The organism is Photobacterium sp. NCIMB 13483 (genome assembly GCF_003025475.1).
Classification (GTDB): domain Bacteria; phylum Pseudomonadota; class Gammaproteobacteria; order Enterobacterales; family Vibrionaceae; genus Photobacterium; species Photobacterium piscicola.
The window spans coordinates 209,558-231,029 of record NZ_PYLV01000002.1 but is presented as its reverse complement, the minus strand read 5'-3'; the positions used below and the strand labels follow the sequence as shown (position 1 = coordinate 231,029).

At 34.8% G+C, this 21,472-nt stretch carries 20 protein-coding genes; 10 read left to right on the top strand and 10 right to left on the bottom strand.

Annotated elements, in window-relative coordinates; all coding sequences use genetic code 11:
- Positions 1-186: 186 nt before the first annotated feature.
- Together msrQ and msrP are read right to left on the bottom strand one after the other, a co-directional pair.
- Positions 187-858: a protein-methionine-sulfoxide reductase heme-binding subunit MsrQ gene (msrQ, locus tag C9I86_RS02990; protein ID WP_107275583.1), complete on the bottom strand. Its 672-nt coding sequence runs from the start codon at positions 856-858 to the stop codon at positions 187-189.
- On the bottom strand, positions 858-1,871 hold the full coding sequence (gene msrP, locus C9I86_RS02985) for a protein-methionine-sulfoxide reductase catalytic subunit MsrP (protein WP_080156016.1): 1,014 nt from the start codon (positions 1,869-1,871) through the stop codon (positions 858-860). Before msrP ends, msrQ begins: the two co-directional genes overlap by 1 nt.
- 144 nt (positions 1,872-2,015) lie before the next feature.
- Between msrP and C9I86_RS02980 the strand changes: the two genes are divergently transcribed.
- The 3 genes from C9I86_RS02980 to C9I86_RS02970 all read left to right on the top strand — a co-directional run bounded on the left by C9I86_RS02980 (position 2,016) and on the right by C9I86_RS02970 (position 4,920).
- Positions 2,016-2,498 carry a hypothetical protein gene (locus C9I86_RS02980; protein WP_080156015.1) on the top strand — a complete coding sequence of 161 codons (483 nt, stop codon included), beginning with the start codon at positions 2,016-2,018 and terminating at the stop codon, positions 2,496-2,498.
- 91 nt (positions 2,499-2,589) lie between these two features.
- A complete protein-coding gene (locus C9I86_RS02975; RefSeq protein ID WP_080156014.1) occupies positions 2,590-3,723 on the top strand; it encodes a fatty acid desaturase in 1,134 nt (377 codons plus the stop codon).
- Positions 3,724-4,014: 291 nt separating this feature from the next.
- Positions 4,015-4,920, top strand: coding sequence for a L,D-transpeptidase family protein (locus C9I86_RS02970; protein ID WP_080156013.1), 906 nt, complete (start codon positions 4,015-4,017; stop codon positions 4,918-4,920).
- A 250-nt stretch (positions 4,921-5,170) separates the two neighbouring features.
- Here the strand turns inward: C9I86_RS02970 and C9I86_RS02965 are convergent, their stop codons facing one another.
- The 4 genes from C9I86_RS02965 to C9I86_RS02950 form a co-directional block, all read right to left on the bottom strand.
- Positions 5,171-5,434 (bottom strand): Lpp/OprI family alanine-zipper lipoprotein, encoded by a 264-nt coding sequence (locus tag C9I86_RS02965; protein ID WP_080156012.1) that lies wholly within the window; start codon positions 5,432-5,434, stop codon positions 5,171-5,173.
- A gap of 457 nt (positions 5,435-5,891) precedes the next feature.
- Entirely contained in the window at positions 5,892-6,485 is a 594-nt protein-coding gene (locus C9I86_RS02960) for an SCO family protein (RefSeq protein WP_080156011.1), read from the bottom strand.
- Positions 6,486-6,665: 180 nt separating this feature from the next.
- Entirely contained in the window at positions 6,666-7,583 is a 918-nt protein-coding gene (locus tag C9I86_RS02955; protein ID WP_107275582.1) for a DUF368 domain-containing protein, read from the bottom strand.
- 229 nt (positions 7,584-7,812) lie between these two features.
- Complete coding sequence (locus C9I86_RS02950) at positions 7,813-8,430, bottom strand: hypothetical protein (RefSeq protein ID WP_241956841.1); 618 nt, start codon at positions 8,428-8,430, stop codon at positions 7,813-7,815.
- 880 nt (positions 8,431-9,310) lie between these two features.
- On the opposite strand from C9I86_RS02950, the gene C9I86_RS02945 reads away from it, so the two are divergent.
- Entirely contained in the window at positions 9,311-9,724 is a 414-nt protein-coding gene (locus C9I86_RS02945; RefSeq protein ID WP_080156008.1) for an NADH:ubiquinone oxidoreductase, read from the top strand.
- Between the two features lie 96 nt (positions 9,725-9,820).
- Here C9I86_RS02945 and nagA read toward each other — a convergent pair whose 3' ends face one another.
- Complete coding sequence (gene nagA / locus C9I86_RS02940; protein WP_107275580.1) at positions 9,821-10,954, bottom strand: N-acetylglucosamine-6-phosphate deacetylase; 1,134 nt, start codon at positions 10,952-10,954, stop codon at positions 9,821-9,823.
- Positions 10,955-11,515: 561 nt separating this feature from the next.
- On the opposite strand from nagA, the gene C9I86_RS02935 reads away from it, so the two are divergent.
- From C9I86_RS02935 to C9I86_RS02915, 4 genes are all read left to right on the top strand, one after another.
- Positions 11,516-12,280, top strand: coding sequence for a hypothetical protein (locus C9I86_RS02935; RefSeq protein WP_080156006.1), 765 nt, complete (start codon positions 11,516-11,518; stop codon positions 12,278-12,280).
- Between the two features lie 243 nt (positions 12,281-12,523).
- A complete protein-coding gene (locus tag C9I86_RS02925; protein WP_107275578.1) occupies positions 12,524-13,210 on the top strand; it encodes a VC0807 family protein in 687 nt (228 codons plus the stop codon).
- A 157-nt stretch (positions 13,211-13,367) separates the two neighbouring features.
- Positions 13,368-13,847, top strand: a complete 480-nt coding sequence (locus C9I86_RS02920) for a hypothetical protein (RefSeq protein ID WP_107275577.1) — start codon at positions 13,368-13,370, stop codon at positions 13,845-13,847.
- A gap of 909 nt (positions 13,848-14,756) precedes the next feature.
- A complete protein-coding gene (locus C9I86_RS02915; protein ID WP_158258911.1) occupies positions 14,757-16,322 on the top strand; it encodes an EAL domain-containing protein in 1,566 nt (521 codons plus the stop codon).
- A 55-nt stretch (positions 16,323-16,377) separates the two neighbouring features.
- On the opposite strand, the gene nagZ is transcribed toward C9I86_RS02915, so the two are convergent.
- A complete protein-coding gene (gene nagZ / locus C9I86_RS02910) occupies positions 16,378-17,382 on the bottom strand; it encodes a beta-N-acetylhexosaminidase (protein ID WP_107275575.1) in 1,005 nt (334 codons plus the stop codon).
- Positions 17,383-17,622: 240 nt separating this feature from the next.
- On the opposite strand from nagZ, the gene C9I86_RS02905 reads away from it, so the two are divergent.
- Positions 17,623-18,096 carry a DUF1097 domain-containing protein gene (locus tag C9I86_RS02905; RefSeq protein WP_080156000.1) on the top strand — a complete coding sequence of 158 codons (474 nt, stop codon included), beginning with the start codon at positions 17,623-17,625 and terminating at the stop codon, positions 18,094-18,096.
- A 78-nt stretch (positions 18,097-18,174) separates the two neighbouring features.
- Here the strand turns inward: C9I86_RS02905 and C9I86_RS02900 are convergent, their stop codons facing one another.
- Both C9I86_RS02900 and C9I86_RS02895 read right to left on the bottom strand, forming a co-directional pair.
- Positions 18,175-19,113: an NAD(P)-dependent oxidoreductase gene (locus C9I86_RS02900; RefSeq protein WP_107275574.1), complete on the bottom strand. Its 939-nt coding sequence runs from the start codon at positions 19,111-19,113 to the stop codon at positions 18,175-18,177.
- Positions 19,114-19,221: 108 nt separating this feature from the next.
- On the bottom strand, positions 19,222-20,349 hold the full coding sequence (locus C9I86_RS02895; protein WP_107275573.1) for a serine protease: 1,128 nt from the start codon (positions 20,347-20,349) through the stop codon (positions 19,222-19,224).
- A 197-nt stretch (positions 20,350-20,546) separates the two neighbouring features.
- Here C9I86_RS02895 and C9I86_RS02890 point away from each other — a divergent pair, with 197 nt between their 5' ends.
- Positions 20,547-21,398, top strand: a complete 852-nt coding sequence (locus C9I86_RS02890; protein WP_369924954.1) for a DUF5718 family protein — start codon at positions 20,547-20,549, stop codon at positions 21,396-21,398.
- Positions 21,399-21,472 lie beyond the last annotated feature (74 nt).

Below are 21,472 nucleotides of genomic sequence, written 5' to 3'. Positions count from 1 at the left end.
AGCTTCCATGTGAACCGCAGCACTAAATGTAAAAAATTGTTGGTATTGTCTGTGGCTACATGGGGTTAGTCAATCCAACTAACTGTATTTATGCGTCGGGATCACGTGATTTTGATATTATTATCTATTAAATAAAAAGACCAAAAGGAGGACATTGCACTCCTTTTGGATTTGATAGTTGAATATCTAGCGGTTGGTGTTTTTTGCCGCTGATTTAGTCTGGTATTGATTGGTGTTTTTGGTAAACCATTTCATGATTTTTTGTTTACGGCAATATAACAGCAAGGCACAAACACCTAAGTAAATTGTTGGCTCAATCAATCCTGATTTTACTGACCAATAGTAGTGAATAGGGCTTAATAGTAAAGCGAGATACACCCAATTATGCAGTTGTTGCCAATGTTTGCCTAAGCGACGCTGCATCGATTGTGTAGAGGTAAGTGTTAATAATAATAAGATAATCCAACTAATAGCACCAATGGCAAGGTAAGGATGTTTTATTATCTCGCTGCCTAATAAAGACCAATCAAAATTCAGATCCAGTGCAAGATAGACACTAAGATGAAGTGCAGCCCAAAAGAAGCTGTATACGCCGAGTAATCGTCTTAGACGTATCAGTCCTCCTTGTTTATATTGCTTTGCTAAAGGTGATAACAATAGTGTCAGTATCAATGTATTTAATGCTGCTTTACCAGTGAAATGCTCTATGCCCTTGATTGGATCAGCACCAAACCCACCGTTAATAGTGTTGTAAATTAGTATTACGATAAAAAATAAAGACACTGTATGGATAGTGACTTTTATCATTAAGACACGAGAAGGGGTGAGGCGGTACTTTTGAGCATGTTGAGTGAGCATTAATAGTTCCTTTTTAAATCCATACCTTTGTATAACGCTGCCACTTCTTCAGCGTAGCCGTTAAACATTAATGTGGGTTGGCGACGACTACTAAAGACATTACCTTCACCGATAAAACGTTCACTGGCTTGACTCCAACGTGGGTGATCAACCTCAGGATTAACATTGGCATAAAAGCCGTACTCGCTCGGTGCTAAACGATTCCAAGTCGTTGGTGGTTGTTTATCGGTAAGATGGATACGTACAATTGATTTAATACTTTTAAAACCATACTTCCATGGCACGACAAGCCGTAAAGGAGCCCCATTTTGCGGGGCTAATGTTTTGCCATATAATCCGACTGAGATCATGGTCAATGGGTGCATGGCTTCATCAATTCGTAAGCCTTCTACGTAGGGGTATTCAATACCGCCACCAAGTCGTGATGAGGCTTGCCCTGGCATTTGCTTAGGATCGTATAAGGTTTCAAAGGCGACGTATTTTGCTTGTTGTTGTGGATCGGCTTTTTTAATGATGTTGCGTAAGCTAAAACCTATCCATGGAATATTCATTGACCATGCTTCAACACAACGTAAGCGGTAGATACGTTCTTCTAAGGTAAACTGGCTAAATAAGTCATCATAATCGAGTGTGAATGGTTTATTTACCATCCCATCAATTGTAACTTTCCATGGATCAGTGATGAATTTTTCTGCACGTACCGCTGGCGATGATTTGTCAGTTCCAAACTCATAAAAATTATTATAATGAAGAATTTTATCCTCTGGTGTTAGTGACAATGCTGCATTCGATAATGACGAGGTTGTTCCTGCTAATTGTCGACGATGATCAATTGCAGGCTCTTCTGAAGATGAGATAAAATCAAACAGGCCAGCATGGGCATTGGTTGATAATGGTAATCCAACTGCTGCAATCCCTAATTTTTTTAAAATAGAGCGCCGTTGATGATAGATATCTTCTGGTGTGATTTGGCTTTCCGTTAATGCCCAACGAGGGCGTATTTTTATTTGCATAAGCGGCCTATTGGTAATATTCAAAATGATAATTATCGTTATTTGAATAGACCGTAATCGAATAATAAAAATTTCAAAAATAGTTGGTTTTTATTATTATTTGGAAAAATAACAAACAAAAACAAGCAAATAAAAGGAATACATATGAATGAGATCAATAACTTTAATGCTAATCTTGAATTACAACATATTTATTTAGAAGTTTATTCCGAGCGGTATAGTCATTTACGAACGTTTTTAGAGTCATATTATTGCTACCAACATGGATTAGTGACAAAGCAAGGTAAACCCGATTGGATACAGATATTTAATATTGGTAAACGAACGGTTGCGGCGCATCATATTCAGGAACGGAAATTGCTTGTAAGAGAGATGATAATGCCGTTATCGGTGCTCACTGGGTATTTAAAAACCTTAGTACGTGATGATGAAGCAACGATTGACAATATTAAGACGATTATTGATGAGCATCTTGAATATGTCATCATGACACGAGAGGAATATAATACGTTAGTAGACGCAGGGCTAAAAGAATCAATGCCTGCTGGTTATTATCAAGCTTCAGAAGCCAGTTATCGTTGCATAAATGCTCGTTTTGATGTGGTGGGAATCACATTATTGGCGTAGTAATAACGTTAATTGTGGTGGTTAGTTGAATCACTCAAGCGGTCGGTATAATGTGGCTTACATGTGTACGCTGAAAATAAGGTGAACAAGGATGATACCTCAACAGCAAAAACCGCCTATTATTTGGTTAAATGTAGCTCTATTTACGCTCACGTTTTTAATCGCGATTATTGGTGTGCCGCTATACCTTTATTTTTATAACCTCGATCTTACGCTTGTCGTGATGACCATCGTGGCTTTTTGCTGTTGTGGTATGTCAATTACAGCGGGTTACCACCGTTTATGGGCACATCAAAGTTATCAAGCAAATCGTTTTTTGCGAATGATGTTTGCTCTTGGCGGCGCATTTGCTTTGCAAAATAGTATTCTACATTGGTGTGCTGATCATCGAATTCATCATCGTTATGTAGATAATAATAACAAAGACCCATACTCAGCTAAAAAAGGATTTTTCTATAGTCACATCGGTTGGATGTTACGACAATATCAAGCTAGCCGTTATCATGATTATTCAAATTGTGTTGATTTACAACAAGATCCTATCGTTGTCTGGCAACACAAGTATTACTTATTATTAGCCGCCATCATGAATATCGGGGTGCCTGTTGTGGTTGGGTTATTGCTTGGTAATTTATGGGGAGCTTTGTTGTTTGTTGGTGTTTTGCGATTAGTATTAAGTCACCATACGACCTTTTTTATTAATTCATTGGCTCATAAGTGGGGATCTCAACCTTATACCGATAGAAATAGTGCGCGTGATAATGGCATTATTGCATGGCTAACATTTGGTGAGGGCTATCATAATTATCATCATATTTTTGAAAATGATTACCGCAACGGCATTTGCTGGTGGCAATTTGATCCAACAAAATGGTTGATCAAAAGTTGCTCATGGCTTGGCTGGACAACAAATTTAAAAGTAACACCAGCAGATAGGATAGAAAAAACGCGGACAAAAATGGAATTTATGCGGTTACAGAACAAATTGAAATCATTACCAAATAACAGTGCGCGTTTGCAACAATTACAATTTGAATATGAATCCTTAATGAGTAAAATTTCTGATTATTACCAAGTAAATAAACGCTTAATAGATTTAAAGCAAAAAAAATTAGCAAATAATTATGAAAACTTTGAATTTATGCAACAGTATGAGTTGATTAGACAGAAATTAAATCAACAGCGACGAGAATGGAAGTATTTACTCCAACAATATACTGTTTAATATTTAAAAATACTGATTGAGCTGTTAGGTCTTACCAAGATTTAACAGCTCTTTTTTATGAGAGGTTATAATCAAATGACACTATCATGCTGTTCCTTGGTTTGTTGTGATCAATATTATTGTAGATTTACTGTTACCGATAAACTAGTAGATTAAAATAATATCAAGTAGTATGGCAGTAAAGCTTAAAAACACATGTAATAATTAAATATAGTTATTGTATGTATAATTAATTACAGCGTTTTACATCCATGATTGAATGTTTGTAAGATCTTAACCGGAGATATTGTCGTGTACCGCGCATTACTTTTGTCACTCACATGTTTAGCTTCATCCGCAGCGCATGCAATTGAATATAAGCTACCAACCAATGGTAGTAATATCGTTGGTACAGCAGAATATTACGAAGTAAAGCAAGGGGATAGCCTTGCTGATATTGCAAATAAATATAACGTGGGTTTTCTTGGAATGATGGCCGCAAATAAAGGTATTGATCCTTTTTTACCACAGCCAGGAAAGCTATTACAAATACCTACCCAAGTTATATTGCCAGATGTTGCTCATAAAGGCATCGTGGTCAATCTTGCTGAATTACGTCTTTACTATTTTCCAAAAGATGATGCTTCTATTGTGTACGTTTTTCCTATTGGTATTGGTCGCGTTGGTCGTGAAACACCAAGTATGACTACTTCCATCAGTGAAAAAGTAAAAAACCCAACATGGACACCGCCAGCCTCAATCCGTAAAGAGCATGCAGCAAAAGGGGATATTCTTCCGGCTGTGGTTCCCGCAGGGCCTGATAACCCATTGGGTGATTATAAAATGCGATTGGCCTACGGTCATGGCGAATACCTTATCCATGGTACCAATAAAGATTTTGGTATCGGTATGCGTGTTAGTGGCGGCTGTATTCGTATGAACCCTTGGGATGTTGAGTGGCTGTTTCCACATGTAGCTCTTGGTACTCAAGTTCAAATTATTAATCAACCCGTAAAAACGTCACGAGATCCTGATGGTGAGTTAATTGTAGAAGTACATTCACCACTGTCAAAGAGCGAATCTCAGATAGGGGTTAAGAAAAGTCTTGATGCACCAGAAGTCTTATTGAAAGATGTAGAAGGTGATACTAAGGCAACGAAACGACTATATTCAGAACTGGATAAACAATCAGGTCTTCCTGTAATTTTAAAATCATAGTAAGCCCGTTGTTACTATATAAACGAGATAATATTATCTCGTTTTTTTTTGCATATTATTTGAAAAATAAAATATGATAATCACATTAATAATGTATTAACTTTATATTATTGTGATCTGTATTTTATTTTTATTTGAGATAATGTGGTTGGAATTGAGAAGGGTTATTTATAATTATTATTGTAAAGATAGACAAATAAAAAGAGACGACATAAGCCATCTCTTTAGATATTTTATAGCTAAGTATTGATTACTTAGTGTATGAACCAGCGATGTGGTCGATACGCTTATTAGCACGCATTGCTTCTTGGTATGCTGCGTCAGATGCTGCACGAGAATCATTTACTGCGCCTACGATTTGGTCTTGTTGACCTTGTAGCGCACTAACTTGCTCAGACAGTGTGTCAACTTTGTTAGTTAGTTGCTGCATTTGACTTACTTCATCAGAGCTAGAACAACCTACAAGAGAAGCACTTAGTAAAACACCAGCTAAGATAGATACAGTACGTTTCATTTTTATATAATCTCCATATTGATTTAGCCACTACAACTGTTGAATAAAGTTTGAGTTGGCAAATTCATTATGGCATAACTTATTATAATTGCTCATTAATTTTTTTCAGCAAAGAAAAAAAAATCCGATATCTGTCGCGTTTTTGAATAAAAAAAGTACATATTTAACCGTTTTTTTGCATTTATATTTAAATTGGCTTGAGCATAACTCCGCTTAATATAAGGAGTTACAAGTAATTTCTCGTTTTTAATAGTACCTAAAGTCAGGGAAATGTAAAATTTTGCAAATACTCAAATAAATAACATAATAGATTAAAAAACGAGCAAAAAAGCAGTGATAAAAATAAGTGCCATTTATATTATGCAATTAAAAAAATAGATCATTTAAGTATTAAATATAATAGATATGAATCATGTCGACTATTATGATCTATGTCTTAGTTCTATTTATTCATTTATTACTCAGTTATTGATGATGTTATTATCGGAATCGTTGCAATTAATTGAGCAGGACTAGCCATATGAGGGAGTTTTTTAATTAACTCACCGGAAGGTTTTAAAAAATAAAAATAAGAATTGTGATCAATGACGTATTTTATTTCGGAATTATTTAATTCGTTTTTAATATAGAGTACGCCGTATGTGTCTGCTAATGATTTAATTTGTTGTTCTGTCCCTGTTGCCCCTGTAATAGTCGGGTCAAAATAAGCCGCATATTGAGCTGTTTTATCTGCTGAATCACGCATTGGATCAAGACTAATAAAAACAGGCCATAATTTATCTCGTTGTTGTTGTGGAATTGCCTTTAGAGCTGCTGACAATACAGCTAACGAGGTTGGACAGATATCTGGACATTGTGTGTAGCCAAAATAGACTAAACGAATACGTTCGTCTTCAGGGGCAAATAAATCAATAACCTCTGTACCTGATTCCAAATAATTCATTGGGTAGTAGGGTTCACGTGCAACTTCTGGATCGTTACTGTCCATCATGTAACGGGCAAACAGTCCAGCAACTAAAGCCAAAGCAAGAACTAACCATTGGTATTTCATCCATTCATCCTTAAATGTTTCCTGATAATCTATGTGGCATAAATGAATTATGAATAGAGATGTTTATAAAAGGTAGGTGCAGAGTAATTTTTTGTGATGTAACGGCATGGATAAGATTCAAAGAATAAAAAAAGTAGCCATGGCGGCTACTCTTTAAATGTTTTTTGAGGCTACTGGCAATTAGTCATTACGTTCAGCATATTTTTCAAGACCCCAAACAACGGCAAGACCTAAAATCATGGCAGCGATAGCATAACCAAGTAGAGCAGGGTGACCCGTTACATTCTCATAATTAAATGGTGATAAGTTATGCTCAAGTAGTGGCACTTGTTCACCGTGTGAATTTGTACGCCATGTTAGCACTTCTTTCCAAGGCCAAATCTTACCTAAAGTACCAATCATTAAGCCTGTTAGTAGCGTTAGGGCAAGATCACGGTAATTGCGTAGAATCCATGACAGTACATGAGAGAACGTCAACAGACCAGCAACGCAACCAACAGTAAATAAACCAAGTGTGAATACATCCACTGATTTTGCAGCCGCAAGAATAGGAGCATACATACCAAGCAGGAGTAAAATGAAGCTACCAGAAATACCTGGTAAGATCATTGCACAGATAGCGATAGCGCCAGCAATAAAGATATTTAATGGCGTAGGATCCATCGCTACAGGGTGTAGTACGGTAATACCATAGGCAAATACAACACCAAGAATAATGGCTATAAAACTACCAATATTCCATTTTTCAACTTGCTTAAGCATATGGATAACGGAAATAATAATTAAGCCAAAGAAAAATGACCATAATGGAATTGGATGAGTATGGAGCATCCAAGTGATCACTTTCGCTAACGTAAAGATACTTGTTAATATGCCACCAAATAAACAGATTAAGAAGGTACCATTAACGTGCTCAAATGCGGCTTTAATGCCACCGTTGCGGATTATTCTTATTAAGCTTGGATTGATACGACGAATACTTTCAAGCAGCGTATCGTAAATGCCGGTGATGAATGCGATAGTACCGCCTGACACGCCAGGGACAACATCTGCTGCACCCATCGCCATGCCTTTTAAAAAGGTTGATATTTTACTCATTGGATTCCGTAACTGTGATAGCTGAATAATTTAGGTCGAACATTATACAGCGAACTACTAAAAACCACTATTAAATCATAAATATAGTATTTTTCTATGTATATAAAAAGAAATATACATATAGTGGATATTGTTTAATTAATTATGATGACACAGCATATTAATTGTCGTGTCGTTTTTGTGTCAATTTAGCCGGTAAGTTTACATTCCTATTGATATATAACCACAATCACTGTGGGATGAATGTAGTTTGTAACATCGACTCGGCCAAGAGTGTAAATCTCTGACAAGGTTGTGGTTCAAAGGTAATAGTGAATGGGGATGTGGCTATAATAGCTAATAGTTTTTCTTCTGCTTTATCTTTAATGACTAGCTGCTGGTCGGTATTAAAATAATTTAATATGGGTGATATCAAGGTATTATCTACCTGTTGTAATGAGTAATAGCATTGATTAATAGCAATATTATTTGTAATTAAACTGAGGGCTGTAATTGAGAGAATACGATCTTTTTGATTAAGTGTTGCGAGGAGTCTGTCCCAGTGCGCTGCTGCTAAAATACCCATAGCAACATATTCAGGTCGTTGGTATTGACTGAGTAAGAGTCGTTCATAGTCATCTCGAATGTTGTTGTGATTGATATCGTTCATCACTTTATCGTTAGTTGATAGGATCTCATAAGGACGAGGAACCTGACTGCTGCTTACTTTCTTTAATGCTAAGATTTCTAAAGCATGATACTCATTTAAAGGTAATTCGACAGTATGTTGTGTTATGGGATCTGGTGATAATTTAATCACTGTTTTGATGGAGGCAGCCAGTGTTGAGCTTGTTACCAAACTCGTCACAACATAAAAAATAACAGATAGCGAGTAAAGTAAGTGCATATAAATGATAATATTACAGCCAATATTAACTTAACTATGTGATTTATAATTATAAATAGCAATTTTATTAATGTGATTTGCGATGGATAATAAATAACAATATGATTAAAAATGTTATTTAAGTAACAATTGTGTATATTTTGTCGCAATTTTAGTGACGATAAAAATTAATCGAATGCGTGCATTTCTATATAATATTTAACATTCAGATGTGAGTTGTTCAGCTAATATTTAGTATTCATAATTATACTATTATTACAGAAATAAAAGGTTAATACCTCGCTTAACCATAAGAAGTCGAGGCTATTAATTAACCGCAATAAGTTACGTTGTAACTGAACACGTGGTGTAATATGGCCAAACATATCTTTGAATTATTACTAACTGTGGGTGCAATAACATTGGCTATTAGTATATTCATGCTCATTGTTATTCATTAGTTTTTGAAGCCGTTATAAGTTTATCCATGCTTATAGCGGTTTTTTCGTTAATGATGAAAAATAAATCTTCTAATCTAATATTCACGATTAAATGTGGGTAAATCGGCATATCCCTGGCTTCTTTGGTGTGGAAAAAACTGCTTTATATTGTTTTTATGGTATTAATAACTAAAAATAGTCTTTTTATAATAAAGTATCGCTATCGTTATTAAGTATTTTATCAGTTAATTTGTCGTCTATAATTATTTAATAACAATTGCTTAGGTTATTTTTTGCAACTGAGAAACTCATAGCGCCATTAATGGAATCTTTTACTCCATATATACAAGTTGATATTTAGGTGAGAAAATACATTTAGAAACTACATCGAGATGTTTTGTGGATATTATAAGTGAGGATATATGATATTTGGATTAGTTATCTTGTTATCTATCGTTGCTGGAATACTATCTGGTGAGCATTTCCATTCGTTTATGGCAGGCTTTGGTATTGCAGCTATCGCGATAGGAACGGCGTATTGGTTAGCTTTTCGTGCGACACGTTATCCGCAATTAGCATTACTTATGTTACTTGTGGCGATGATGGCGAAATTAGTGATTACTGTGATTGGCGTAATCTGGGTTGTTAAGGCTAATTTGCTTAGTTCACCTTTTGTATTTTCACTGTCTTATTTGTTCTTCTCTATCGTGGTGAGTTACGGCTATTTCAAATTGCGAGAATATCAAATGTCTGTTGCTGAAAAACGTAACACGGTCGTTTTTTCTACGCCAATAAAGCGTACAGTTACAATGATAACTCCAACAACATCATCGTAGATGTAATCATCAAAATTAAAACGCATTACTAAAAAGGCAGCCATTTATTGAATGGCTGCCTTTTGCTTTTTTATTACTTTAAGCTATGAACTTAAATTAGAATGCTTTTTTACCCATTTGGTAAACGTGCTGAACTTGGTTATTATCAGAAAGCAATGTGATATTTGCTTTGTAGCCCGCTTTTAGTAAGCCGTATTCGTTATCAACTTTAATTGCTTTTGCTGGATACAATGTAGCCATACGTAATGCTTCTTCACGAGAAAGGCCAACGTGATCGATAAGGTTATTTAGACCTTGTTCCATTGTTACCGCTGAACCTGCGATTGTACCGTCTTTGTAATGACATTTGCCGTCAGTTACGTAAGCTTGTAAGCCGGCCATATCAAACTCAGTCATATCTGTGCCCGCTGGAGCAACGGCATCAGTTACCATAAATAGTTGCTCACCTAAAATTTCGTGGGCAATACGTACTGATGGGTAAGAAGCATGAATACCGTCAACAATAATACCTGCATGTGGTTTTTTATCGAAGATGTAACCAACAACGCCTGGTTCACGAGAGCCTAGTGGTGTCATTGCATTATAAAGGTGAGTGGCCATAGTTAGACCTTTCTTCTCTGCAACTTGCTCGTAAGTTGCATTAGTATGACCTAATGATACGGTAATACCTGCATTACGAACAATATCGATAACTTCTTGTGAAGTATTCTCTGGTGCAACGGTTAATACGCAAATTTTATCTGCATTATCAGCAAGATATTTAGCCGTATTTTTGTCTAATTCGCGAATAAATTCTTCGCGGTGCGCGCCTTTCTTTTCTGTGCTGATGAAAGGGCCTTCAAGGTGCAAACCTAACACGCCTTTTTGTAAGCGATCATCCATTGCTCCAACCATATCAAGCACTTCAATCATTGACTCAGCATCGCTGGTAATGAATGTAGGTAGAAACTGTGTAGTACCACCTTTTAAGTTGGCTTGATTCATTGTCTCAAGGGTTTCTTTACAGATAGCAGTGTTAAGTAATACACCACCACAACCATTTAGTTGTACATCAATAAAGCCTGGTGATGCGAGTAAGCCTTTTGCATCAAACGTTTCTTGTGGTAATTCACTTTCTGATACATCAGACATTGGAACAATACGTGAAATAAGATCGTTTTCAATAAAGATGGCTTGGTTTTCTTGAATAGTTTTACCATCGAATACGTTGGTGTTAATAATTGCAAACATCTGATTACTCACTTTAATTCTATAGCCTGATGATAAATTAGCAGGCAAAGTGGTGATTTTACTCTATATCGAGTGTGCCTTATTTAAATAAGAGCAATACATGTACACATGATAGATAGAGCACCGAATAATTGGGTTGAAATGAGATTTTTTATGGCATGTTAAATCTTATTTCACTATAAAAAATAAGATACCTGTTTCAATCATCCTTCGTCAATCTTTTATCCTATTAAATGCTAAAAATTCTCTGATCGTTATCTTTTTTTATATTTAGATCATACAAAAGTAAATTTTATCCTGTAACTGAATGAGGTTTATGGTAGGAAACTGAAATTTATATGCTTTTATAGATAGGGCTGTTGTTATCTGCTGCTTTAATTGATTTTATAAATACTTATAGTGCTTATTTTAGTGAGTAAATTTGTTCTTTTGTACCAAAGCTTTTTGCACTCATTCAGACAATTAGGCAAAATAGCCATTTACTAAAATACGTTATGATATATGACGTTGGTTATATCGACCAATATCTTATGTCTAAGTAAAGCTGTGTTAGGAGCTAAAATGCAGTGGAATAATTGGTCAATATTATTGTCTGAAGTGTTAGAGCAATTTTCGATAGGGGCGTTCATCATTATTGGTGGGGTAATGCTGTCGGGTAAATTATGTTTTGGACAACATGATCGAGTAATGAAAGTGTTACCTTTCATTAGTTGGCTATTGATTGCTTCATTGTTAATACGTGAAGCGACTTTAATGGCATTACCATCAAGTAGCATTGCCACCAATGCGAATATGGTTGTGTTTGTTTTAGTGTTTGTCGCTTTAACGTTAATTTATAGTTTGTGTGAAAATCGTCTAATTGGAAAAGATGGATCGCGTAAGCTTATTATCGGTGTCATGCTATTGTGGAGTATTGCTTATGTTGTCGATATTTTAAGCTTTAATGCTGGTAATGGCCATATTGGCAATATAATCACAACGGTTTTCAGTGTTGGTTTTGGCGGAAGTCTGTTAGCACATTCAATGCTAATCAAAGCACAGCATAAAGTTGATCCTCTGAATGTTGGATTACCATTATTTGGTACATTGATTAGTGTTATTGTCTTTATTGTTGCATGTCTAGATTTAGCAACACTTGTTGAACAAACCCAATCCGGGATTTTATTGCCATTTATCTGGCGCATGGTAGGTGTGGGATGCTTGGTGGCCGCAACAGGGCTATGGTTAATGTCATTATTAACTAAAACTAAACCCGTGTTAGCAATATTAGCGTGTGCATGTACTTTAGCTGTTATGGCTAGTTTAGCGGTTAATGGTAGTTTTTGATGATGACTAAATTAATGTCGTTGCTTTATTGAAGAATATTTTAATGATTTGTAACGATATTGTGCTTTACAGTTATGATAATAAACGAAACAATCAAAACAAAGAAAGAGCAGTTTCTATAGCTTTTACTAAAATTACTATAATACCAACGATAATTTTAGAAGAGTTGTACGGAATTAACATATTTATGTTGAGCTCCATTCAAAGTGACATAATTATGAATAAAGGAAATTATTAGGAATTATGGCTAAAAAGAAAGCAAATCCGTTAAATGAGATTATTTTTAACGTTGTTGTTCCATCAATCATTTTAATGAAAATGAGTGGTGATGATCGTTTAGGCTCCGTAGGGGCATTATTAGTTGCTTTGGCTTTTCCTGTAGCATTTGGTAGCTATGAATTATTAAAAAATAAGAAACTCAACTTTATAGCAATACTTGGTATTGTGAGTGTTTTACTTACTGGTGGTATTGGTATTTTACAGCTTGATACACAATGGCTGGCAGTGAAAGAAGCATTAATACCCGGTATTATTGGCGTTGTTGTTCTAGGTTCAACTTTTACGAAATATCCGATTGTCACTAAAATGATATTTAATGAAGGCATTTTAAATTTAGGTTTAATTAAGCAAAAGCTAATGGAATATGATCAACAACAAGCTTTTGATCGTTGCCTAGTTCAATCTAATTATTTATTTGCAAGTACCTTCGTTTTTTCTTCTGTTATGAATTATATTTTAGCAACAGTAATAGTAACGAGTCCGGCTGGAACGGAAGCATTTAATGAAGAACTTGGTCGTATGACGTTATTAAGTTACCCCGTTATTGCTATTCCTTCAATGCTCATGATGATTGGAATATTCTATTTTGTTTGGCGTCAAATTCGTAAAATGACTAAGCTTGAAACAGTACAAATATTTAAAACACAATAAATTATAATGTGTTAAAACAAATAATAGCCAGTAATGCTAACAACATTGCTGGCTTTTTTGTATGTAAAAATCTTAATTATAAGAACTTTGGCATAATCAAAGCAGTCCAACAATGAGTAAGTCATACTGGTGTTAATACTTATTATTGGAGGGTAATATGAAGCCATTCTCATTACTCTGTACATTATTTTTAGTTATAGCATGTTCATCAGCTGATGTTGCTGAATTAAATAAAAGTACCAATATTCGCCAAGGAGAGCATTGTGGTACGTATTTAGCCCCTCAAACTAAGGATTATTTTAATGACTTTATTTCTTTACAATTACAACAAGTTAATGCCCTCAAAGGTAAAATTACAAATGATAATCTGAATGAATTGCATAATGCGTTATATCAATTTGAAGCCCATTGGTTAGCGCTAAAAGAAGAACGGTATGATGCTTGCCAGCGATATGCAAATTGTACTGAATTAGAGCTGCAATATAATAATAAAAGGGTACAGCATCCTCGAGATTGGATTGCTTCATCGCAGCATTTGATGTGTCAAAAAAGTAGCTTTGAATACGCAATTAGCCGTATAAAAATGGTGGCATTTTACACTGATGTTGAGCGATTAGAATTGATTCGCCAAGAATAATAAAATCAATATGAATGTTGTTTATTAACATTATGATAAATAACAATTTAATCTTATTAATTCTCACCTGATAAAATCTTATTTTATCAAAAATAAGATTTTCATTGTATTCAATACTATAGTTAATAAGAGTTGTTTTATACCAATGTGAGATATTGTGCTAATGATCAATGAGATAAATTGGAATCTATGACTATTATTTAGGTAGGGAATACTATTGCACACCATTAATAACGTGCAAGGCTAAGCATATAGATGCAATGTGAGTTGATGTTCATATTGTTTGTGTTGAATTTATAATTCGATAAATTTGGCAAAGTATGATGTTGTGAATTGTCATACTCAATAACGTTAGATATAACGTGAGTTTTATGCAAAATGTTGTGCGGAACGTAAATTTTAACCGTAAATTGTCACAACTTTATAACTTATTTAAGCTGTTGTTAGTACAATCATGTAAGTTATTGGAGGATTTGAGCCAAGCGATAATCAGATTCCAATGACTTATGAACTGGAAATTATCAGTTGGTTTTGTTTTAGCAGATATAAAGGTCAATTATGGAAATTATACTCACCGTAGCGTTTATTGTTGGTGCGTTTTATATTATTTTTAAAGAGAGAAAAAAATGTTCAAAATCTGTCGACTATTCAAAAGATAGTTTATAGCGCAAGATATAAGTAACATTTATGGTAAATATCGTTAATATGATATGGTAAAAGTACCAAATGGTACTTTTATGCATTTTTGATACATAATCATTGTCATATAAAATAAACTAATATAAAACCACTCCTTTCCGTTCTAAATGTATGTATATTATTATTGTTGATAAGAATAATATCAGTTAATATTTGCAATATAATAGGAAGTATTAAAAGTAGAGTAACATTATAAATATAATGAGTGACTTGTATAAAATAAAATCATGGTTTAAAAGTCGATTAATAGCGGATTATGCTGGTACTATGATGGTAGTAGCTATATTCATCATTATATTTATGGCTATAAGCTTCACCTTGCTATCGCCTTATATTGCGAGAGAACAATTGTCTTCTAAATTAGACACTATGTCTAGTGAATTGGTTGATAACTACAGTACAAATATTGGTGAGTATCATGAACTTATAACAGATGTAGTCAATAATATTAATTTTGATTGTAGTAAAAGTGATCGTAAATATATAAAAACAAAAACATATAATAAATATTATATTAAAAATATTGATATAAAAACGCATGATAATATTGTTTGTTCAAGTTTTAATGGTAAGCCTAAACATCACACTCAAGCTATATTTATTAAAAATCTTCAAGATAACATCTCGTTATGGGCTATTGATAATAACAAAGAACAATCAATACTTTCATTAGTATGGGAAGATACCAAGGGTAAAGTTTCTATTGATTTTGAACCAATAATATCAAAGGTTACGCGTAATAAACATTGTGATGACTGTATCTTAACTGTAGTTTCAATGCCAAATAATAATAAAACACTACACTCTCAAGATGATGATGAAAATGTTCTATCAAAACAAGCTTTAAATATAGAAGTTTTTAAAAACAGTTTAATATTAAAAAATTATGTTGACCCTCAATTGTTATCACTTATATCTATGGATTTAAAACCGTTATTATTTATTATTGGCGGGCTAATTGGTTTGCTCGTTTTCTTTGTCATTAACACTTATGCTAAGCACCAATTATCTTTACATTCATTAATCATAAAAGGGATAGGGCGTAAAGAATTCATTCCTTATTATCAACCTATTATTAATGTTAAAAATAATAAAATGTATGGTTGTGAAGTATTGGTTCGATGGTGGTTTAACAAAAAAGAATTAATTTCTCCTGATGAATTTATCCCTTATGCTGAAAGCAACGGATTAATTATACATATTACTGATATTTTGCTTGAAAAAACATTAGCACAGTTAAGTTCATTAGATTGGAATAAAAGCTCGGGAATTATCAGTATTAATCTTGTTCCTGAGCAATTAGAAAATAAACTGCATATGCGTAAAGCTGTTGATTTAATTATTAAGTCATCAATTTCGCCTAAATTAATTGCTTTTGAAATTACAGAAAGAATGTCATTTACTGATCTTAATAAAGCAGCGGCTGTTATTGATTATTTGAAGGCTCAAGGTATCAATGTCAAATTAGATGATGCAGGTACAGGCTATGGCAGTTTTAGTTATATACAACATTTGAAATTGCAAAGCTTAAAGATTGATAAAATGTTTGTTGATACCATAGGTACGTTTGATCATAGACTGTCTGTTTTAGATTCAATTATTGCTTTTGGTAAAAAGTCAGGTATGGAAATGATAGCTGAAGGTGTTGAAACTAAAGAACAATCTGAATATTTGTTAAATAATGGTGTCTATTTGCAACAAGGGTACTATTTCTCAGAACCATTAAAGTTTGAACAATTTCATGACTATTACAAACAAGATCAAGTTAATAATTAAAAGGCACTTTATTCTCCAATTAAAATGAAGAATAAAGTGCGATAATTTTAGTCAATTAATTATTTTTGTTATTCCACGTATCGACTAAGTGTGCAATAGATTGGTGTGCTTGTTTCCATTCACGAGTTTGCATTAATGCATTAAATTCAGGTGTTGGTTTTTTCAATAATGAATTTAAGATAGAAACTTGAGTCTGTGGTAATCCATCTAATGCTTGTATTGCACCTTCACGGTTATTACATAACATAACCATATCACAACCTGATTGTTGAGCGGCAACAGCACGTTCACCATAGGTACCTAATACATCAGCACCTTTCATATTTAAATCATCAGAAAAGATAACGCCATTAAAACCTAAATCACGACGAAGTACTTGTTTTAGCCAGTATTCAGAACCACTTGCAGGTCGTTCATCATAAGCATCGAATACGACGTGTGCAGGCATAATCCCTTGAAGCTTATTGTTGCTTATTAAATCCGTGAATACAGTCATATCGTGTTGCTTGATGTTGTCACGTGAGTCATATGGAGTTTCAAGGTGTGAATCTGCAATTACACCACCATGGCCTGGGAAATGTTTCCCTGTCGCTGCCATACCTGCGGTTGCCATACCATCAATAAAAGCAGAGGCATAACGAATAACATCGGCCGGATTATCAGAAAAAGCCCGATTGCCGATGGCTTTACAATCAAAACCTAAATCCAATACTGGCGCAAAGCTGATATCGATATCCATTGCCAGTAATTCAGCGGCCATTAGCCATCCTCCGGTTGTTGCAAGTGCTAAACCATTGTCTGATTCTGCAAATGCACGAGCCGGTGGTAGTATAGAAAATTGCTCTCTAAAACGCTGAACACGTCCGCCTTCTTGATCTACGCCAATAATAAGAGGGCGTTTTGCTGTTTTACGAATATCTTTTATCAGTGCTCGAAGTTGATCGCGATTATCGTAGTTGCGAGCAAAGAAAATAATGCCGCCAACAGTAGGATGTTGAATAATTTCACGTTCTTCTGCATCAAGTTCATAGCTTGAAACATCAAGCATTAAAGGTCCCATCAAGACACTCCAGCAAACAAATAGAACGAACAAATTATCATAGTTTGCTATAACCGCAATTTTTAATCTGGATTTTATTGTATTTTTTAGTTCTTGATACAGAAAATTAAGCAGTGATACGTATCACTTTAAATAGTAACTGAATGTAAGATTATTTATCTGAATGTGATCTAAATCGTTTCAAGTGCAGCTCTGGTTAATATAGACTACGCACCATTGAAAATTGATGCGGGATCAATGATGTCTTTGCTTATTGCGATTGCTTTAACAACGGGTATTCTTTCTGGAATATGGGGCTGGGTTGCTGTTTCTTTAGGATTACTGAGTTGGGGGGGCTTTTTAGGCTGTACAACATACTTTGCTTTGCAACGAGATGGACTGAAAGGGGTTGGATTAAGTATTGCGACTAACCTCAGTGGTGTTTTTTGGGCGATGGTGATTATTAAGCTATCAAGCATGATTAATATAGAAATCATTGGTTATGTCATTACAGCTCTTGTCGCATTTATGATGTGTGCTCAAGCAAAGAAACACTGGTTAAGTTTTATCCCTGGTACATTCATTGGTTCTTGTGCAACATTTGCTGCAGCGGGTGATTGGCAGCTCGTGATTCCGTCTCTTATTGTTGGTGTTATCTTTGGTTATTTGATGAAAACAACGGGTATATGGCTACATGCAAAATTATCACCGAATTATGAGCAAATAAATAGCTAAGAATATAGCAATGAATAAGTATTGATAACAAAAACGCAGAGCTTCGGTTCTGCGTTTTTAGTTCTGTGTGACAATATTTCAACCAAAAATGGGTACGAAAATACCATTATGGCTGGCACAGTATTTTTTGATGCCTGGACGGTGGTTATCTTTAGTGGCAAGTATGCAAACTCGCACGCCTTGCTGGGTAAGATTTTCAGTGAGAGCTTGAATATTTTTATGATCACAGCGTTCACGATCAGCATCGCGTCGACATAGATCAACAAACACATCAGCTACATCGTCATGGTAAAGAACATATTCCGACTGTTGCATCAATCGTAATGCTTTAAGACTGAGTAATTCAGGATCATGCCCCGTTTCAATAAGGTAGATGCTTCCACCACATTGGTTCTTCTCAGTTAATAATTGTTGAAAAGCCACTTCTAATTCTTCGGTTGTATGGGCATTTTCTACCACACTTAATCTGAAAAATTGTTCCCAAAATTTTCGGCGTCCATCTACGGTAGTGAAATGTTGTTTAATACGTTGGCGTTGTTCGCCTGAGAATGATGCGAGTAAACTTAAATTTTGTGGTAAATAAGTTTCTAAACGTTCACGTAAGTAACGTACTAGCACGGGTGATGCACCACCACTAGAAATGGCAACTTGAATTGGAGACCGATCAACCATTGATGGTGTAATAAAGTCGCAAAATGTTGGGTCATCAACGACATTAGTCCAGATTTTTAATGCATTTGCGTCATGGTAAATCTGATGATTAAGCGCTGCTGAGTCAGTTGTTGCCCACACTTGATCGGCACCACTAAGTTGTGATGACTGATAAGGTTGTTCGATATGTGTGATCAGTTGCTGTTGTAATAACTCTTGCAAATGCGGATGTAGTTGTGGTGATACAACGGTAACATTTGCGTGTGCTTTTAATAATAAATCAACTTTACGGCAAGCAACGTCGCCACCACCAACAACTAAGATTTGTTTGTTATTTATTTTTAGAAATATGGGAAAGAAATCCATTTAATAATATCCATTTAAATATCAATGTAGGTCTATTATTACGTAATAATTATCGATGACAATAATGTATTTTTTATTATTCATAAATAGACAGTTAGATCTACACTTCTATAATAAATTGATTCTTTTTCGAAATAAAGCAATTGCTACAAGTATAATCAAAACTTTAATTGGTATATTTCCAGCAGATTGAGGCTGAGTTGAAACTAATAATAGATTAAGATCTTGGTCTTGAGGGTAATCATCGACAAGGATGAATGGATCGTACTTGTAATTAGGTGAATTATAGTGTGTGGATAAAGAAAAGTGGGGCAGGTTGTCATATTGCTTAATAGTGTCTTCAATCCAAATACGCAATGCGGCTAATTCGGTATATTGTCCATGCAGTTGTTGGTACTGCTGTGTTGGATTATTGAGCCTTTGTTCACACAGAGCGCCGTTACTAACGATGCCAAGTACACGTAAACCAAAGTCACTATTAGCAATATGTTGTTGGTTTTGCCAAATTAAAGGGCCACCAGAGTCGCCACTACAAACGTCTTTTAGAAGGCCATCAATATTTGAATCAGCACAAATGATTTGTGATTTGTTGGCTTGCAGGCCATTGCAATATTGATCAGGAACACCGGCTAATGTTATTAATTGTAATTGGTTAGGGTAGTTTATTTTACTGTCATTATTGGATTTCCCCCAGCCTGATGCAATGAGATTTGCTGTTGAGTTTTGATGTATTACCCAGTTATTATCAAAAATATTATTAGCTGCTATTTGTTCATTTACTGACGCAATAACAATAGGTTTAGCAACAGTAAATAAAGAGCTATTAACACGGATTAATGCAATATCATTAGCAAATATTTCCTTATTATAATTAGGGTGATTTATAATATGTGCGATGGTGAATTTATATTTGGCATCGAGTTGTTGCGAATTTTGCCGAGGAATTGTTGAAGTTCCAGCAATAACATGACGAATATAATTTTTGGTACAGTGAGCGGCGGTAATTAACCAATATTCATCAATAATAACGGCGCCACATAAAACAGAGGTTACATTTGATGACGTTATTGCTGCTTGCCACGGTAATAATAATGGCGCATAACGCGTAGCTGGATTACTGTTTATTGCTTTTGGTGTAGGTTGTGCTGCAAATACAATTGCATGATGAGCGCTCGTTACTATAAGTAAGAATATAAAAAAATAACGGGTTATGTTTTGTTTTATTTGTAAACGCATTATTCTTCCTTATCTTACCTTTCCCATTATCTTCAGTGTAGTTAGCGGAAGATTAACTGGCTGATGAAATTGTGACTAAAGTTGAATCAAAAATGAGAATGTTGTTTATTGAGTTGGAATAATTGTTAACTTGATAACGGAAAATGACGTAAATTTTGATTATCATAAGCAACTATTTTTTGCTTATTGATGGATAAATCGTGTTTAATCAATGTATTGGTTTTGGTGTAGCAGGCAATTTTGCGGGGCATTTAGAACAGGCGGGTGAAGCTGCGGATTTTGTTACGGTTGCAGTAAAAGAAGTGACACAGCCAAAAGCTATTTTTCCATTTTATCTTCCTAATATTAATTCTGGATTGCTAACAGCATACCCATTATCTTCTACACAGATCACGCCTCCTAACGATGCTGATAATCTTCAAATTGAACCTGAAGTGGCATTGGTTTGTGATGTTATATATACGACTAATGCTGATGATAGCCGTCAAACGGTATCAGATTTAATTCCACGTCAATTTGGTGCTTATAACGATTGTTCAATTCGAAAACCACATGCGAAAAAAATCAGTGAAAAGAAAAACTGGGGTATAAATAGTAAAGGCATGAGCGATCATCTTATTGCTATCGATCATTTTTCTGCGGGTGGTGTTTTAGACCGTTACCGTATCGCGAGTTTCCATTGTCGTGACGGTGAAATTCATCGTTATGGTGAAGACAGTGCCGTGGTTGGTTACAGTTATTTTCATGACACATTATTAGATTGGATTATTGAACGAATGAACCACCAGCAAGATGTTGGACCGACTGAAAATATTGCTGATTTATTAGAACAGAGTCAGTATCCAACTCAAGCGGTGATCAGCATTGGAGCGACTCGTTATACACCCTATGGTGAAAGCCATTTTTTACAAGCGGGTGATACTAGTATCGTCGTTGTCTACGATGGCAATTGCTATAATGCTGAAGAAATCATGCAGATGGCATTAACTCATGATCTAACTAATGATGATGGTATGTCAGTATTAATTCAACAGGTTGTTACATCGTAACTTACTACTAGGTACAGATGTTACTGCTTATATCTATTGTTATTTATAAACATGCGCCCGTAAAGGATCTTAAT